Source organism: Pseudoxanthomonas sp. GW2, from assembly GCF_000283075.1.
Classification (GTDB): Bacteria; Pseudomonadota; Gammaproteobacteria; order Xanthomonadales; family Xanthomonadaceae; genus Pseudoxanthomonas.
On record NZ_ALIP01000125.1, the window covers coordinates 1 to 16,037 of the forward strand.

General features: G+C 69.3%; 14 protein-coding genes. 11 read left to right on the forward strand and 3 right to left on the reverse strand.

The window, feature by feature from the left end; genetic code table 11:
* Positions 1–98: 98 nt before the first annotated feature.
* The 9 genes from B351_RS0110980 (at position 99) to B351_RS18255 (ending at position 11,680) form a co-directional block, all read left to right on the forward strand.
* Positions 99–857 carry a hypothetical protein gene (locus B351_RS0110980; protein WP_019399096.1) on the forward strand — a complete coding sequence of 253 codons (759 nt, stop codon included), beginning with the start codon at positions 99–101 and terminating at the stop codon, positions 855–857.
* Complete coding sequence (locus B351_RS16695; protein ID WP_019399097.1) at positions 857–1,381, forward strand: DUF6631 family protein; 525 nt, start codon at positions 857–859, stop codon at positions 1,379–1,381. Before B351_RS0110980 ends, B351_RS16695 begins: the two co-directional genes overlap by 1 nt.
* A 139-nt stretch (positions 1,382–1,520) precedes the next feature.
* Complete coding sequence (locus B351_RS17130; RefSeq protein ID WP_019399098.1) at positions 1,521–4,763, forward strand: phage tail length tape measure family protein; 3,243 nt, start codon at positions 1,521–1,523, stop codon at positions 4,761–4,763.
* A gap of 20 nt (positions 4,764–4,783) precedes the next feature.
* Positions 4,784–5,962: a hypothetical protein gene (locus B351_RS16705; RefSeq protein ID WP_019399099.1), complete on the forward strand. Its 1,179-nt coding sequence runs from the start codon at positions 4,784–4,786 to the stop codon at positions 5,960–5,962.
* Entirely contained in the window at positions 5,955–6,803 is an 849-nt protein-coding gene (locus B351_RS0111000) for a phage BR0599 family protein (RefSeq protein ID WP_039731437.1), read from the forward strand. Before B351_RS16705 ends, B351_RS0111000 begins: the two co-directional genes overlap by 8 nt.
* Positions 6,800–9,880, forward strand: coding sequence for a phage tail protein (locus tag B351_RS17135; RefSeq protein WP_019399101.1), 3,081 nt, complete (start codon positions 6,800–6,802; stop codon positions 9,878–9,880). The genes B351_RS0111000 and B351_RS17135 overlap by 4 nt, the downstream gene beginning before the upstream one ends.
* A gap of 6 nt (positions 9,881–9,886) precedes the next feature.
* Complete coding sequence (locus tag B351_RS0111010; protein WP_019399102.1) at positions 9,887–10,372, forward strand: hypothetical protein; 486 nt, start codon at positions 9,887–9,889, stop codon at positions 10,370–10,372.
* Positions 10,369–11,082 (forward strand): LamG-like jellyroll fold domain-containing protein, encoded by a 714-nt coding sequence (locus B351_RS0111015; protein ID WP_019399103.1) that lies wholly within the window; start codon positions 10,369–10,371, stop codon positions 11,080–11,082. Before B351_RS0111010 ends, B351_RS0111015 begins: the two co-directional genes overlap by 4 nt.
* A gap of 361 nt (positions 11,083–11,443) precedes the next feature.
* Positions 11,444–11,680, forward strand: a complete 237-nt coding sequence (locus B351_RS18255; RefSeq protein ID WP_083852441.1) for a DUF2188 domain-containing protein — start codon at positions 11,444–11,446, stop codon at positions 11,678–11,680.
* Between the two features lie 16 nt (positions 11,681–11,696).
* On the opposite strand, the gene B351_RS16715 is transcribed toward B351_RS18255, so the two are convergent.
* Positions 11,697–11,930, reverse strand: coding sequence for a hypothetical protein (locus tag B351_RS16715; protein ID WP_019399104.1), 234 nt, complete (start codon positions 11,928–11,930; stop codon positions 11,697–11,699).
* Positions 11,927–12,847: an SOS response-associated peptidase family protein gene (locus B351_RS0111025; RefSeq protein ID WP_019399105.1), complete on the reverse strand. Its 921-nt coding sequence runs from the start codon at positions 12,845–12,847 to the stop codon at positions 11,927–11,929. Before B351_RS0111025 ends, B351_RS16715 begins: the two co-directional genes overlap by 4 nt.
* Before the next feature lie 331 nt (positions 12,848–13,178).
* Here B351_RS0111025 and B351_RS17140 point away from each other — a divergent pair, with 331 nt between their 5' ends.
* A complete protein-coding gene (locus B351_RS17140) occupies positions 13,179–13,562 on the forward strand; it encodes a hypothetical protein (protein WP_019399107.1) in 384 nt (127 codons plus the stop codon).
* 3 nt (positions 13,563–13,565) lie between these two features.
* Here B351_RS17140 and B351_RS0111040 read toward each other — a convergent pair whose 3' ends face one another.
* The gene (locus B351_RS0111040; RefSeq protein ID WP_019399108.1) at positions 13,566–14,639 is read right to left on the reverse strand and encodes a site-specific integrase; all 1,074 of its coding nucleotides are present in this window, start codon (positions 14,637–14,639) and stop codon (positions 13,566–13,568) included.
* 108 nt (positions 14,640–14,747) lie between these two features.
* Here B351_RS0111040 and dusA point away from each other — a divergent pair, with 108 nt between their 5' ends.
* Positions 14,748–15,752, forward strand: a complete 1,005-nt coding sequence (gene dusA, locus B351_RS0111045; protein WP_026010624.1) for a tRNA dihydrouridine(20/20a) synthase DusA — start codon at positions 14,748–14,750, stop codon at positions 15,750–15,752.
* Positions 15,753–16,037: the final 285 nt, after the last annotated feature.

Below are 16,037 nucleotides of genomic sequence, written 5' to 3' on the forward strand. Positions count from 1 at the left end.
TCAGCCATTGGCCATCGGCCCGGGCGCGCCCGGTGCATGCGCTGACCGTCCGATTCCACCCTGCCGGCGGTGCCGGCACCACCCCCGGAGAAACCACCATGAAAGACTTTTCCTTCCAGGGCCGCATCGAACTGGGCACCCGCCTGGCCGGTGGCAAGCCCGGCCCGCTGATCTGGGTGGGCGACCAGTCGTCGTGCGAGCTCACCTTCGACACGCAGACGGAGGACCGCACCGAGACCTACAGCGGCCAGCGCCTGCAGTCGGCGCAGCTGCGCACCGGCACCACCGTCAGCATCGACCTGGTCCTGCGCCACGGCACCGCGCACAACCTGAAGCTGGGCCTGTACGCCACCCAGAACGACATCTCCTCCGGCAGCGTGACCGACGAGGTGCTGCCGGACAACCTGGTGGACGGCAGTCGCGTGGTCCTGGCCAAGCCGGCCAACGTGTCCTCGCTGTCGATCAAGGACAGCGACTCGCCGGCGAACACCCTGACCGCCGGCACGCACTACCAGCTGGAGGACGCGCACAGCGGCATCATCAAGATCCTCAGCCTGGCCGGTCTGGAGCAGCCGCTGAAGGCCAGCTACTCGCACGCGGCCTACTCCAGCCTGCCGATGTTCACCAGCGCGCCGCCGGAGCGGTACCTGTACCTCAACGGCATCAACACCGTCGACGGCAGTCGCATCCGCGTGCACCTGTACCGCGTGCAGTTCAACCCGGTGGCGAACCTGAGCCTGATCAACGAGAGCTTCGGCGAGCTGCCGCTGTCCGGCACCGTGCTGTTCGACGCGGAGACCGCGCTGGATCCGAACCTGGGCGGCTTCGGTCGCATCGAGATCCCGCAGGAGAGCTGATGGCCACCCGCCTGCCTGACGAGGGGGCGGCCACGGCCGCGACGCCTCCGGCTACCGAGCCGGAGGCGTCCGCGGCCTCGGTGCTGTTCCCGGACGTGCCGCTGGTCGTCAACGGCCGCGAGCTGCTCGTGCGCGAGTACACCTTCGGCGAGAGCCTGGAGGTGTCGATCCTCGCCGCGCCGCTGATCGACGACATCGCCCGCAGCATCGCCACCGGCGCGCTGCGCTACGACCGCGTGCGCCCTTTGCTGGCCAGGCACCGGGACATCGTGCTGGTGCTGGTGTCCCGGTCCGCCGGCGTCGAGCCGGAATGGATCGCCGGCCTGCCGAGGGCGCAGGGCGAACTGCTGGTCAACACCTGGTTCACGGTGAACTGCGGTTTTTTCGTCCACGAGGCCGCAACGCAGCTGCTGGACCTGCGGGCGGCCGCGACAGCGTCGACTGGCCAGACGTCCTCCTCTGCCTCGCCCGCGCCGGCCTCGGAGATCTCCAGCGGCTCCGCGGATACACCGAACGGCAGCTGATCCTGTTCTACGAACGGGAGCAGCGCCGCCAGCGCAGGGAACGCGCGGACAGGATCGAGGACGGCATGGCGGCACGGGCAGACACCGCTGAAGGCGTCAAGGCCGTACGGAAGTTGATCAACACGCTCAGGAAGGACGGATGAACACCTCGCGCGACTTCACCATGGATTTCCGCCTGCGCACCCACTTCGCGCAGGCGCAGCGCGACGTGGCCGCAGTGCAGGCGGGGTTGGACGACCTCGCCGAATCCGCCAGCAAGGCCGCGGACGTGATGGCCGGCGTGGCACCGGCAGACGGGCTGGACGCCGCCACCGCCGCCCAGGAGAGCTACGCCGCGGCGGCGCGCGCCACCCAGCAGGCCGTCGCCGAGGAGATCGGCCTGATCGGCGAGCTGCAGGGCGTCATCGCGCGCGGCGCCGGCAGCTGGGAGGAGCTGGCGCAGGCCGAGGCCATGCTGGACAAGGCCATGGCCAAGGGCCTGATCACCATGGAGGAGTACGACGAGGCCCTGGTCTCGCTCGACAAGTCCCACGCGAAGTTGCAGAAGGCCGAGGGCGAATCCCAGAAGCAGCTGGACGGCACCCTGAAGCGCTACGACAAGACCGCCAGTACCCTGCAGCGCCTGAAGCGCGACGAGGAAGAGCTGAGGCGCGCCGTGGACGAAGGGCGCATCAGCCGCGAGCAGTACAACCGGGCGATGGCGAACGTCACCGCCCAGCGCCAGGCGCTGCAGATGGCGCAGAACCAGCGCGCCCTGAACCTCAACTCCGCCGGCGTGCAGCGCAACCTGACGCAGCTGCTCACCTACTCGGCCACGGGCAACTGGGCCATGGCCGGCAACCAGATCCTGCAGCTGGGCAACCAGGCCGGCGCGGCCTCGGTGCTCCTCAGCGGCATGGGAATGGCGGCCGGCATCGCCGCCGGCAGCGTGGTCGCGCTGGGCGCGGCGGCGGTGAAGGGCTACCTGGAAATGCGATCGCTGGAGGCCACCATCCTGGCGACCGGCAATCAGGCCGGCGTCACCGCCGGCCAGGTGGCGGAGATGGGCAATCGCGTAGGCGAGGCGACGGGCGAGTTCGGCGATGCCGACAAGGCGCTGTCCCTGCTGCTGCAGTCGGCGGGCGTAGGCGCCGAGCATCTGGAGTCCCTGACCACGGCGGCGGTCAACCTCTCCCGGCTCACCGGCCAGAGCATTGAGCAGACGACCCGGCAGGTGGCCGGCCTGGCGGCCGAGCCGGTCAAGGCGCTGCGGGAGCTGGACCGCCAGTACAACTTCCTCACCGCGGCCACCTACGCCCACATCAAGTCGCTGGAAGAGCAGGGGCGCCAGCAGGACGCGGTGCGCGAGGCGATCGCGCAGACCGAGCAGATGTCCAGGAGCCGCGTTGCCCTGATGGAGCAGCAGGCCGGCATGATCGAGCGGGCGTGGCGGGGTGTGCTGGACACGCTGGGGAGCGTCTGGGACAAGCTGAAGGATCTCGGGCGCACGGACCTCGATGCGCAGATCGAGCAGCTGGAATCCGACATCCAGCTCTACCAGCAGGCCCAGCGCTCGTGGGCATTCAAGGGCGACCACGAGCGCTACGCCGCCGCGGAGCGGGTGGCGCGGGCGCGCCTTGAGGAGCTGAGGCTGACCAAGGCCTCGAACGAAGAGGACGCCCGGCGCCAGGCTGAGCGCGAAGCCGAAGCCCGCGCCGCCAAGGACGCCATCGATCGGGTCGATGCCATGGTCGCCGGCCTCGACAAGCAGGCGGCCAAGCAGCGCGAGATCAACGAACTGATCCAGCTGTACAACCGCATCGCCGTTGCCAACCCCAACGACGACCGCCTGTACGACGGCTCCTTCGAGAAGCTGAAGGCGCAGATCGAGGACAGGTACAAGACCAAGGGCGGCAGCAAGGCCGAGAACGACGCGGACAAGCAGGCGGCGCGAGAGGTGGCGAACCTGCAGCGCCAGATCGCCCTGCTGGCCGAGCTGGGCGAAGGGGAGACGCGTGCTTCGGAGGCCGCGCGGATCCGCTATGAGATCGAGGAAGGCGCCTACCGCAACGCCAGCGACGCCCTCAAGCAGCAGCTGATCGACTACGCGCAGCTGCTGGACAGCGAGCAGCGCCGCGGCGAGGCCGCCAAGGAAATGGTGGCCGTCCAGCTGGAGATCGCCCGCCTGACCGGGCAGCAGGCGCCCGAGGGCCTGGACGAGGCCACGCTGAAGCTCAAGCGCCTGCGTACCGAAATGGAGAACCTCGGCCACGCGGCCGAGGCCGCCGAGATCACGCGCCTGCTCGGCCTTCGGGAAGCCAACGCCGAGCTGACCCGGCTCACCGGCGAGCTCGATCGCGCCCAGCGCCAGTTCAGCGCCGCCGAGCAGCGCGTGCACATCGAGCAGCAGGCGGGGCTGATCAGCAGCATCACCGCCCAGGAAAAGCTGCTGGAGATCCGCCAGCGCGAGATCGCCGAGCTGCAGCGCCTGCTGCCGCTGATGCGCGAGCAGGCCCAGCTGCTGGGCAGCCCGGAAGCGCTGGCGCGGCTGGCGGAGATGGAGAACCGCCTGTTCGAGCTGCAGAACCAGGCAGGGTTGCTGGCCACCACGTTCCGGCAGGGGCTGGAGTCGGGCATCGGTGGTGCCTTGGAGAAGATCCGCACCGAAAGCCTGAGCCTGGGCGATGCCATCAAGGCGGTCGTCGGCGGCATCGCCGATGCCCTGGGCCAGCTGGCTTCCCAGCAGCTGGCGTCCGCGGCCACCGCGCAGCTCATGAAGCTGGCCGGCAAGGCCGGCGGCCTCGACGTCGGGCAGCCGGATCCGGCGGAGGCTGCAGCCGCCGGCGTCGCGTATGCGGCCCCGATCCAGGGAGCGAGCGCAGCCTTGGCCGGCGCGTCTGCCACGCTCGGCACGGCGGGGGCCGGCCTGAACTCGGGTGCAGCGGCGATCACCGTGGCGGCTGCGCAGCTGATGGCCGCGGCGCAAGCCTTGACCGTGGCCAACAGCATCGGCGCGGCCACGGGCTTCGCCGACGGCGGCTACACCGGCCCCGGCGGCAAGTACGCCGTCGCCGGCGTCGTCCACCGCGGCGAATACGTCATGCCGCAAGAAACCGTGCGGCACTACGGCCTGGCCGCGATGCAGGCGCTCCACGCGCGCCAGGTGGCACTGGACGGTTTTCGCGCGCCGAACGTGCGCACGGCGCCGGCGCCGCGCTTCAGCTTCGCCGACGGCGGCCTGGTGGGCGGTAGCCCCCTGGGCGACGTCAAGGTCGCCGTGATGAACCTGCTCTCCGGCGACATGCTGGCCCAGGCGCTGGCCAACAGCCACGAGTTCCGTCGCGTGGTGGTCAACACCGTGGTGGAGGAGGGCGGTGCCGTCCAGGCGGGGTGGCAGCAGTGAGTTTCGCGTCCGGATCCCCGGTGGTCTGGCCAGTCCCGCCGGACTGGCGCAACCCGGTCCGTGAGTCGCTGGCCTGGCTCACCGACGTGCTGCAGGCGCCGGCGACCGGCGTCACCCAGCACCGCAGCCTGCGCCAGGCGCCGCGCCGCACGTTCACCTTCGACGTGGTGGCCGCCGGCCAGGAGCGCCGCGTGGCCGACGCGCTGATCGCCGATCGCGGCGGCCGCAGCGACTGGGCCCTGCCCATCTGGCCGGACGTGCAGTACCTCGCCGCGCCCCTGTCCTCTGGCGCCACCACCATCCCCTGCGACCCGGCCTACCGCGACTTCGTCGGCGGCGGCCGCGCCCTGCTGTGGCGCAGCCTGCGCCAGTGGGAGCTGGTGACCCTCGACGAGGTGGGCGAAGACGGCCTGGAGCTGGCCAGCGCCACCACGCAGGCCTGGCCGGCGGGCACCCGCCTGTACCCGGTGCGCCGCGCCCGGCTGGCGGACGGCCCGGAGGAAACCCTCTGGACCGACCTGTCCGGCCGCCGCACCCTCACGTTCCTGGTGCAGGAAGCCTGCGACTGGCCGGCGCAGCTGCCGGCGACGGAGTACCTCGGCCACCCGGTGCTGGAGCACGTGTCCGACGCCGGCGAGAACGGCAGCCTCAGCTACGCCCGCATCCTCACCGACGAGGACAACGACGTGGGCCTGCCGGCCACGTTCGACCTGCCCGGCCGCGCGTTCCGCGCCCAGTCGCACCGGTGGCGCCTGTGGGGCGCCGCCGAGCGCGCCGCCTTCCGCTCCTTGCTGTACGGCCTGCGCGGCCGTCAGGTGCCGCTGTGGGTGCCCAGCGGCCTGCAGGACCTGAAGGCCTCCGCCTCCATCGGATCCTCCAGCACCTGGCTGACCGTGGAGTGGGCCGGCTACACCCTGTACGGCCGCCAGCAGCCCAACCGGCGCGACGTGCGCATCGTCTTGCACGACGGCACCGCCTTCATCCGGCGCATCACTGGCAGCGCCGAGAGCGGCGCCAACGAGGTCCTGCAGCTGTCCAGCGCGCTGGGCCAGGCAGTGGCCCCCGGCGCCATCCGCCGGATCGAGTTCCTCACGCTCTGCACGCTGGCCAGCGACGAGGTGGTGCTCGAGCACCACGCCGACCTGGCCGGCGCCGCCAGGGCCAGCACGCCATTCACTGCGGTCGTCCCCGATGTTTAAGCTCCGCGAACTGTCCCGCTTCCTCGGCCGGCCGGTGCAGCTGGTGCGCTTCGACCTGGGCCCGCTGTCGTGGGGCTACACCGCGGGCGATACGCCGGTGGAGCTGGATGGCCTGACCTACGTGCCGTCCGGCATCAGCGTCAGCGCCGTGCGCGAGACCACGGAGGTGGCGAAGAACCGCGTCACCATCACCCTGCCGATCGCGCTGGATCCGAACGCGCCCAACCCGCCGCCGACGCAGGCGTTCGCCGGCATCTGGCGCCCGTACCCGCCGGCGCGCAAGGTCATCGCCACGGTGATGAGCATGCACCGCGGCGACGCCGACGCCGAGGTGGTGGTGAACTGGCGCGGCCGCGTGGCGCAGCCGGAGTTCACCGACACCCTGCTGACGCTGACATGCAACAACACCCGCGCCCGGCATCGCGGTGCCGGCGGTGGCCATCGCTGCCAGCGCGCCTGCGACCTGGTCGTGTACGGGCAGGGCCCGGGCGAGTGCAACCTCGACAAGGATCTGTTCGCCATCCCGTTCACGCTCACCGCTGCCAGCGGCCTGACGATCACCGCCCCCGAGTTCGGCACCAGCTCGTTGCCCATGGATGGTGGGTGGGTGGAGTGGATGCGCCCGGACGGCCTGATCGAGGAGCGCACGATCATGGCGCATAGCGGCGACACCCTCACGCTCGAGTACGGCGCGGCCGACCTGGCCGAAGGCCTCGAGGGCACCGCGTGGCCCGGCTGTGCCCACAACTGGGAGGCCTGCGCCGCCCGCGACAACACCGACAACTACGGCGGCGTGTTCCACCTGCCGACCAAGAATCCCTGGAGCGGCAACCCCCCATGACCCAACGCACCGCCCTGCAGCGCCTGGCCTACGTGTACGGATGGCGACTGCGTCACTTGTGGATGGATACCAATGTGGGCCGGTGGCTGTGCCTGGGGCTGGCGGGTGTGCTGCTGGTCGCCACCGGCGTGATGCTGGCCACCGCACTGACCGGTGCACGGGAGATGCACGCCGGCTTCTGGATTCAGATCGCCATCATGGTGGTCTCCACCCTGATCATGATGGCGCTGGCGCCCAATCCGACGGATGCGGCGAAAAGCACCGCAGAGTCGCCGCAGGTCGAGGATGGCCAGGGCATCCGCATGGTGTTCGGCGAGGTGTGGGTGGACGATCCCACCGTCGTCGGCCACAAGCCGATGGGCACCAAGAACATCCGCGGCAAGAAGTCCGGCTGGAACGGCCGCCCGATCATCGGCTACTGGTACAAGCAGCTGTTCCACTTCTTCATCTGCCGCGGCCCGGTGGATGCGCTGCTCGAGTTCCGCGCCGGCGACAAGACCGCATGGCGTGGCCAGCTGACCGACAACGGCGCGCTGAACATCGCGGCCAAGGAACTGTGGGGAGGCGACAAGACCGGCGGCGAGGGCGGGCTGGAAGGCGTGCTCGAGGTGCGCTTCGGCCGGCAGGACCAGCTTCCCAGCAGCTACTTGGCTGCGAATCTCGGCCCCCAGCAGAGCGCCCACCGCGGCCGGTTCAGCGCCATCTGGCAGGGCGGCCTGTGGGGCGCCTTCTCGCCGTACCCCAAGACGGCATCGTTCAAGGTGCGCCGGATCCTCGAGGGCTGGGAAGGAGAGGGCGGGTGCTGGTATCCGGAGAAGGCAGTTGTTCCGCTCGGGATGGGGGGGCTGGTTGACCTTGGCCCCACCAGTGACGGCTGGCGCTACAACGCTGGTGATGGTGAGACGGCATGGGCGGCTGAGAACTTCGACGATTCGGGCTGGGATATTGGTCGGATGCCGTTCGCATCTGCGGCTTCACACCCATACGCCGGAGCTGGCGGGTATCCCCTTGAGGTTGGCACCGAGTGGCCGCTGGGCACCACCATATGGATCCGTCGTGAGTTTTTTCTGGATGCCACATACGACTTCACACTCCAGCTGTTCGTCGACAACTGGGCGACGGTCTGGATCAATGGCACAGAGGTACTGCCGCGATCTGGTACCAGCCTTGAGCCTGGCGTCGCCGCGTTCCTGCATGACGTGGAGGTGCCTGTCGGCCTGCTCCGCTTTGGGCGCAACGTCATCGCCGTGAAGGTCGAGGACGAGGGCAGCTATTCCTATGCGGCCTTCAAGCTCAAGTCAGTCGCCACTGACCGTGTGGGCATGAACCCCGCCCACATCCTCTACCAGTCCATCACCGACAGCTGGATGGGTGATGAGCCGGCCGAGGACATCGACGAAGCCAGCTTCATCGCTGCAGCCGACCGCCTGTACGCAGAAGGCTTCGGACTGTGCACGCAGTGGGTGCCGGGATCCGAGAGCGTGCAGCAGTTCCAGCAGCGAATCTGCAACGTCATCGGCGCATCCATGGCCCGCTCGCCCATCGATGGCCGCTGGCACCTGGATCTGATCCGGCCCGACTACGTGCTGGACGACCTGCCGATCCTGACCGATGACGACATCATCGAGTACAAGGAGCAGCCGGCTACGCTGGACGAAGCGGTCAACCAGGTCATCGTCGAATGGTTCGACCCGATTGCCAAGGAAGACCGCTCCACCGCGCCGGTACAGTCGCTTGGCGGTATCCGTCGCGCTGGCGGTGTGGTTGCCGAGGTCTCTACCTATCGCGAGATTCCCGTCGAGGCCTTGGCCTTGCGAGCCGGGGCACGTGACCTGCAGGCCAAGGGCCAGCCGCAGCGACGCCTGGAGATGAAGACCACCCGCGTGCCCTGGGCGTGGCGCCCGGGCCAGCGGTTCCGCCTGCAGGCCCCGCGCCGTGGCATCGGAGACATGGTCTGCCGCGTGGGCGATATCGACCGCGGCACGCTGCGCAGCGGGGCCATCAGCCTGAGCGCGATCCAGGACGTCTACGCGCTGCCGGACGTGACCTACGTCCTGCCGGAGCCGGGGGGCGGTGGCCAGGCTGACGCCGCACCGCAGGCTGCGGCTGCAGCCCGCCTCGAGGAGCTGCCCTACGCCTTGCTGGCCAGCATGATGCCGCCGGGGGAGTTCGCCGCGCTGGCTCCGGACGACGCCTACCTGTTCGCCGTGGCCACCCCGGCAGGCAGTGAGATCGGGTACGCCCTGCACGTGGACGCCGGCGACGGTTACACCGAGGCCGACGACACCGACTGGTGCGCCACTGCCATGAGCGTGGCGGCATGCGGCAGGACGGAGACCGAGATCAGCATCAGCAACCTGCGATACGACGATGAGGTCACCGTCGGCGCGATGGTGCTGTGGGACAGCGAGATCTGTCGCCTTGATGCCATCGACCGGCTCGCCGGCACCATCACCTTGGGCCGCGGCTGCGCGGACACCGTGCCGGCCACGCACGCCGCAGGCTCACGCCTGTGGATCCTCGGTGACTCGATCGCGCTGGACCCGACCCGGTACACCGGCGAGGTGGAGGTCGACGGCAGGCTGGTAACGCGCACTGCCAGCGCAGCACTCGATCTGGCCAGCGCCCCGGTGATCAGCATCCAGACCGCCCGGCGCCAGCACCGCCCGTATGCCCCCGGCCGCCTGCGTATCGATTCGGCCATGCCGCCGCCCCTGGTGGTGGGTGCCTTCGATGTGAGTTGGGCCCACCGTGACCGTTTGCAGCAGGGCGGCCAGCTGATTGATGCCGAGGCAGCCAGCATCGGCCCGGAGCCGGGCACGACCTACACCTTGCGGGTGTACATCGATGACGTGCTGGACGAAGAGCAGGCCGGCCTGACCGGCACCACGGCCAGCGTGCCGGTGCTGGGCGGCAACGGCGATGCCCGGCTGGAAGTCTGGGCCGTTCGCGATGGCCTGGACAGCTGGCAGGCCGCCACCGCGCTGTTTGCCTACCGCACCAGCCCGCGCCTGCCGTATGCCGACCAAGACGGCACCGTTTACGCCGACCAGGACGGCACCACCTATGAAGGATGACCGGACATGACCACCAAACGCTTTGACGACAACCCCGCCCTCAAGGCCTACGCCGGGACCGAGGTGATCCCCCTGCAGGCGCTGGATGGCGGCACCGATACCGACGACAACCCGGTCGCGGTCGGTGACGATGCCAAGATCAGCCTGCGCGATCTGGCCGGGCTGAAGATCCACGCCGTGTCCGTGGCTTCCGGCACGGCCACCATCAACTGTGGTCACGGGCTGGCGCGGCGGCACACCCTGAGCCTGACCGGCAATGTCACCATGGCGCTGGCCGATTGCGCCCCGTCTGGCTATGCCACCGAGGGCGAGGTGCGCATCGTGCAGGACGCCACCGGCAGCCGCACGGTCACCTTCCCGGCCGGCTGGAAGCCGCTTGGCGGCAGTGACACCGCCGTGGCCAGTGCCGCCGGGGCCGTGACCTGGCTGACCTTTGTCAGCTATGACGGCGGCACCACAGTGAGCTATGCCATGCAGGAGCGCGGGGCATGATCCTGCGCAGGATGATGATGGCGGGAGCATCGGCTGACCCTGGGCTCGCGAGCAAGGTCGTCGCGTGGTACGAGTTCGACGGGGACTTGCTCAACAGCAAGAACCCCGCGAATGCCGCGGGACTTCCACGAGCGATGACCGTCGCCTCGGGAGGCGGCTACACGACTGGGAAGCATGGGCAGGCGCTGCAGTCCGCGCGAGCCCAGTACAGCATAGGGTCGACGCTGGCAGAGCTGGGTGGGTTTGAGGCAAGCGGGGGCGCGATGTGGAGCTGGTTCAAGCCCACATCAAGCAGCCCACGAGTCCTGGCTGCAATTGCCAGGGCGCAGCCCGCTGGCGAGACGATGTGGCTCGACTGGGTCGATGGAGGGATCGGCGGCGCGTACCGCGACAGTGCGGGCGAAGTGCAGGTGACCGCGCGAATCTCTGCCCCTGTCAATGTATGGTCGTTCGCGGGCGTGAGCTACGACCGTGCCACGCGAGTGCTATCGCTGTTCGTCAACGGCGAAGTGCGAACGTTGACCAAGGCGTCAAACGGCACCCAGGCCATCGTCGAGCGATTCATCACGCTCGGAAGCGTGTACAGCGGCACGCAGGCGGGCGCAGAGGCCGATGGCTTCGCGATCGCGGGAGGTCCGCTGACTACTGCAGAAATGAGCTGGCTTTACAACGGAGGGGCGGGCCGCACCTACGCGGACCTCGCTGCTTGAATCAGACTTCCCTTACCCCTCCAAGCGTACAGCGCCGATAACAAACTCGCGCACGGGACGGGAACATGAGGCCACCAGCCAACGCCCGGGGCCACCAGGCAATCCACCCGGCGCGGCCCCGCTCAGGGATGGGCGGGGTGGCTGGTCTCGGCTCCTGCGACGCATGCCGCAGAGAATCGATGCGTCGGCGCACCACTCCCCGGGTCGCGCCGTGCCGGCCGCGCTACTCCCCATGGCGCGCGAGACGCCCGAAAGGCTCGTCGTGACCCGGCTTTCCCTTCGCGCGCGGTGGGTAGGGGAAATCCTATAGAAACTGGTCGGCGGGAGGTGTATTACCACCTCACCTTACAGGGGGGACGATATGCCTCGCTTCTACTATTACGTTGTTCTGTCTGGCGGCGTTTGGGTTCTGAGGACTGGTGACCAGGTGGTCGCTAACTTTTCCACGCAGGCAGAGGCCGTAGCCGAGGGGGCGCGGCGCGCTCGCGCCCTATGGGAGCAGCAGTCGCGGCCATCAGGTCTACGTATCCAAGGACGTGATGGGCTCTGGCAGGACGAGCGCACCTACGGTACCGACCCGTACCCGCCGCGGGGCTAGCTCGCGTGGCTGGCACCTAGGCGCAGCTCTCGCCATCGTTGTCCCCGGGGATCAGCCCGGCCGACGACAGCATGCAGCTGATGGTCGCGTGGATGTGCTCGACGTACTCGACCGGCGCCTGTTCAACCAGGCACTCCGCCTCGCCGGCGAACGCCTCCAGCACCTCGTCAGGCTCGCACTCGTCCACCAGGCGCGGCAGGCGCTGCTCCAGTCGCTGCAGCTCGGCGTCGATCTCGGCTCGGGTTTTCATGCGGCGATCCGGTGCTCGTAGTAGGGGTGGCGCTTGTCGTCGAAAATCGCCTGCAGCGCCGCCAGGTTGCCCGGCTCGGGGTTGAGCCAGGCATCGATGTGCTCGGGCTTGATGTTGATGATGGTGCGATCGTGGCCGGCAGCGGCCACCTCCGGCTCCGGCTCGTCAGTGATGGCCGCGAAGCTCAGCAGGTCGGGCTCCTTGCCGGCCGGGTCGGTCCAGCGGGACCACAGGCAGGCGACCAGCATCGGCTCGCCGTCGCGGGGGGGGAACTCGAGCACGCGGTTCTTCCCGTCCGGACCCTGGACGTTCTCGTAGAAGCGGGTGGCCACCATCAGCCCGTGGCTCACGCCGAACTGACCGGACCAGAACCCCTCCAGGCTGTCCCGCCGGGCGTTGTAGGTGCCGGGGAACTTGCGATCGTAGAAGGCCGGCTTGCCGCAGGGCCGGCACTGGTAGCGCATGGGCTTCACCACGCGCTGGCCGCCCTCCCAGACCATCACCGGGGCGTACATGCCGGGGAACACGCGGTCGTTGTCGCTGGCCAGGCCCTTGAGGATGTCCAGCCGCCGGCGGGCGGCCTTGCCCTTGTTCGTGCCGATGCGCACGTCCTCCTGGGCCTTCTTCGTGACCTTCACCTTCAGCGCCCGCTGGGCGTCGCCCACCCGCCGGCGCAGGGCGAACAGCTCCTCCTCAAGCGCCGCGATGTCGGCCTGGTCCTGGGCGAGCAGGGCCGCCCGCAGCTCCGGCGGCCCGATCTCTTCCAGCTCCCGGATCATCGCCCGCGGCGCCTTCGCCCGCGGCTGCTTCTTCTCCCCGGGCCAGAAGGTGGCCACGTAGGTCTCGATGTCCATCACAGCGCCGAACTGGCGCTGGAAAAGCTTGAACTCGGCGTAGATCTGGGCTGAGTAGCACATGGCCGGAGAGTACACCGGGCACCGTCACGCCGCCGTGGCGTGGGCAGCGCGAGATTCCGCCCATGGACGCCTTCAAGTTCCCGCCCGACCCGGAGCGCCGCCAGCAGCTCGAGCAGGAGCTTGCCCGCGCCGCGCTGGCCCTGCTGGAGTTCTCCGGCAGTGCCGCCTCCGCCTCCCCGCGGAGGCGCCCGGCGAGGCCCCAGCGTGGGTCGTGGCGGGATCCGCCGACGCCGTCCGCGGTTTCGCGCTGGACGGCCCCGAGCCCCGGGAGTCGCTGGACCCACGGTGACTGTCGCAGGATCCGATACGCCGGCCCGTAGGATGCCGCGCCATGCAATGGAAGCTTGTCCACCTCACCGCCAGCGGCCCGCCCACTGTCCTCGAGCTGGATGGCGTCGGGGTGGTGCGGCTGATGGACCGGGTGGGCGGCACGTGGTTCGCGGTGCTCAACTACCACCTGGACGAAGATCAGCAGGTCCGCCGGGACTGCACCAGCTATGAAGCTGGCCGCCGTGGTGCCGAGCTCTGGGCGCAGCGGCACATGGCCAGGCTCGAGCGGGAGGCCGCCGCCAAACGCGAGCGGTGGGCGCGGCTGCCCGTGGCAGCCGGGGAAGATGGTCGCCCACGCCTCACGGTCGAGCAGATGGCGGAGGAGCGGGCGCGCATCGCGGCTTCGATCACAGTCACGCCCCGAAGGCCCCGCCGGCGACGGTGATGGCTAGGCGCTCGCTTCGGGCATGGGCCTGTGGAGGCTCTCTGGACGCAGCTGGGTGTAGCGCTTCAGCTCATTCCACGACTCGTGTAGCGTCACCGCGGCAACTTCCGGGATGTCGTATCCCTGTTCGAAGAGGCGCGACGTTGCCTCATGGCGAAGGTCGTGGAAATGGAGATCCTCGATCCCGAGCGCCTTGCAGGCACGGGTAAACGAGGTGCCGACGGACTTGGAGTTGTAGGGGAAGATGCGGTCCTCGCCGTCGATGCGGCGCTGCCGTTGCACGACGTCCCAAGCCGCCCCCAGGAGCGGGAATCGCTTGTGGTTGCCTGCCTTCTTGCGCGGGTGCTTGGCGTCGCGCAGCAGCAGGGTGCGATTGCTTTCGTCCAAGTCGGACCAGAGCAGGCGGCAGATCTCGCCCTCCCGCTTCGCAGAGGCAATCGCGAACTCCACCAGGTCGTTCATGGGGATCTGCGATCGCCACGCGGACTCTGCAAAATGGGCGTGCAGCCGCCTCAACTCGTCGGGCGTGGGGCGGCGGTCACGTCGCTTTGACTTGCCCACCATCTTGAGCAGGCGCAGGACGGGCCTGGCCTCCGCGACGGGGTCGCCGATGGTGGCGACCCCTTTCATCGGCTTTGCCAGCTTCAGGAGCTCGCTTAGGTATCCCAGCTCGACGTTGATGGTGGCAGGGGCGCAGGGCGGAGCCAGATGGCCGTTCGGGAGCATGTGCTGGCCGGAGATCCGTCGCTGCACGTGCTCGATGACATGGTTCGCGGTGAGCTTCCTCGCTACGACATCGCCCAGACTCTCGCGTAGGCGTGACATGTTCCCTGCCTGGGTCTTGGACACCGGCTTGACCGAAGCCACCTCCTCCAGGCGCCAGTCGATCAGCTGGGCGATCGTGAGGTCATCATTGGGATGCCCGCCCCGCGCCTCCATCTCGGCCAGCTCCCGTTCCACCCGCTCCGCCCATACTTTGGCCGCGGACTTGGTCGGGAAGGTGCGGGTTTGGGGCTTGTGGCCCTTGCGGCGCACAATGGCGCGCCAACTGCCGGATCTCTGCTGGTAGGTGGGCATGGTGTACCAAGCCTTTCGTGGTGCACCAATGGTACATCCCGGCGGGAAACCGAGGGAAAACGCGGGTGCCAGCGGGTAAGCGCAGGCCCCGTAATTTCAGGTAAAGCAATGAATTCGTTGAAAAGCCAAGCGCCGTTGCTGTCCGTGGCGCCCATGATGGACTGGACCGACCGCCACTGCCGGGTGTTCCACCGCCTGCTGGCGCCGCATGCGCGGCTGTACACCGAGATGGTGCACGCCAACGCGGTGGTGCTCGGCGACCGCGGGCGGCTGCTGGGCTTCGACCCGGCCGAGCACCCGGTGGCGCTGCAGCTGGGCGGCAGCGAGCCGGAGGTACTGGCGCAGGCCACCCGGATCGGCGTGGAGTGGGGCTACGACGAGGTCAACCTCAACTGCGGCTGCCCCTCCGACCGGGTCCAGGCCGGCCGCTTCGGTGCCTGCCTGATGCGCGAGCCGGGGCTGGTGGCCGAGTGCGTGGCGGCCATGATCGAGGGTGCCCGCGCCGACGGCCGCGAGGTGCCGGTAACGGTGAAGTGCCGGCTGGGCGTGGACGAGGACCACGAGTACGAGCGCTTCGCCGCCTTCGTCGAAGCGGTGGCCGCGGCCGGTTGCCGCACCTTCGTGGTGCATGCGCGCAATGCCTGGCTGCAGGGGCTGTCGCCCAGGGAGAACCGCGAGGTGCCGCCGCTGCGCTACGAATGGGCCTGGCGGCTCAAGCGCGAGCGTCCGGACCTGGAGGTGCTGGTCAACGGCGGCATCGCCTCCGAGCCACAGGTCCAGGAGCAGCTGGCGCACGTGGACGGGGTGATGCTGGGCCGCGCCGCCTACCACGATCCCTACCTGCTGCACCGGCTGGACGTGGCCCTGTACGGCGGCGAGCTGGCCGGACGCGCCACCCTGCTGCGCCGCCTGCGCCCCTACGTGGAGCGGCAGCTGGCCTCGGGCCTGCCGCTCAAGCACGTGGTGCGGCATGTCCTTGGCCTGTTCCATGGCCAGCCCGGCGGCCGCCTGTTCCGCCAGGTCCTCAGCGAGGGCGCGCACCGTCCTGGTGCAGGCTGGGAGCTGGTGGAGCAGGCGCTGGATGCCACCGCCGGCGCGACCGCGGTGGCCTGAGCGGATCCCGCGCGAACCGCCGGGAAAATGGCGGCTTGTTGCGCTGAACGGCCGCCGGTGGCATGTGGATAAGTTCAGACCGGATTCACTGCATTCTCACGAACATGCCTTTCCAGCCAAGGGTCTGGCCTCGACGCATGTTTTCGTGCGTGGAAGCCGTATCAAAGACCCACGCCGTTAGTTAGGATTGCAACGATGTTCGCTCCGCGCCGCCTCGTCACCGCCCTGCTGCTGGCCGGCCTGCCCCTCGTGGCGGCGGCCCGGCCGCCCGTGGTCGGGCCGGAG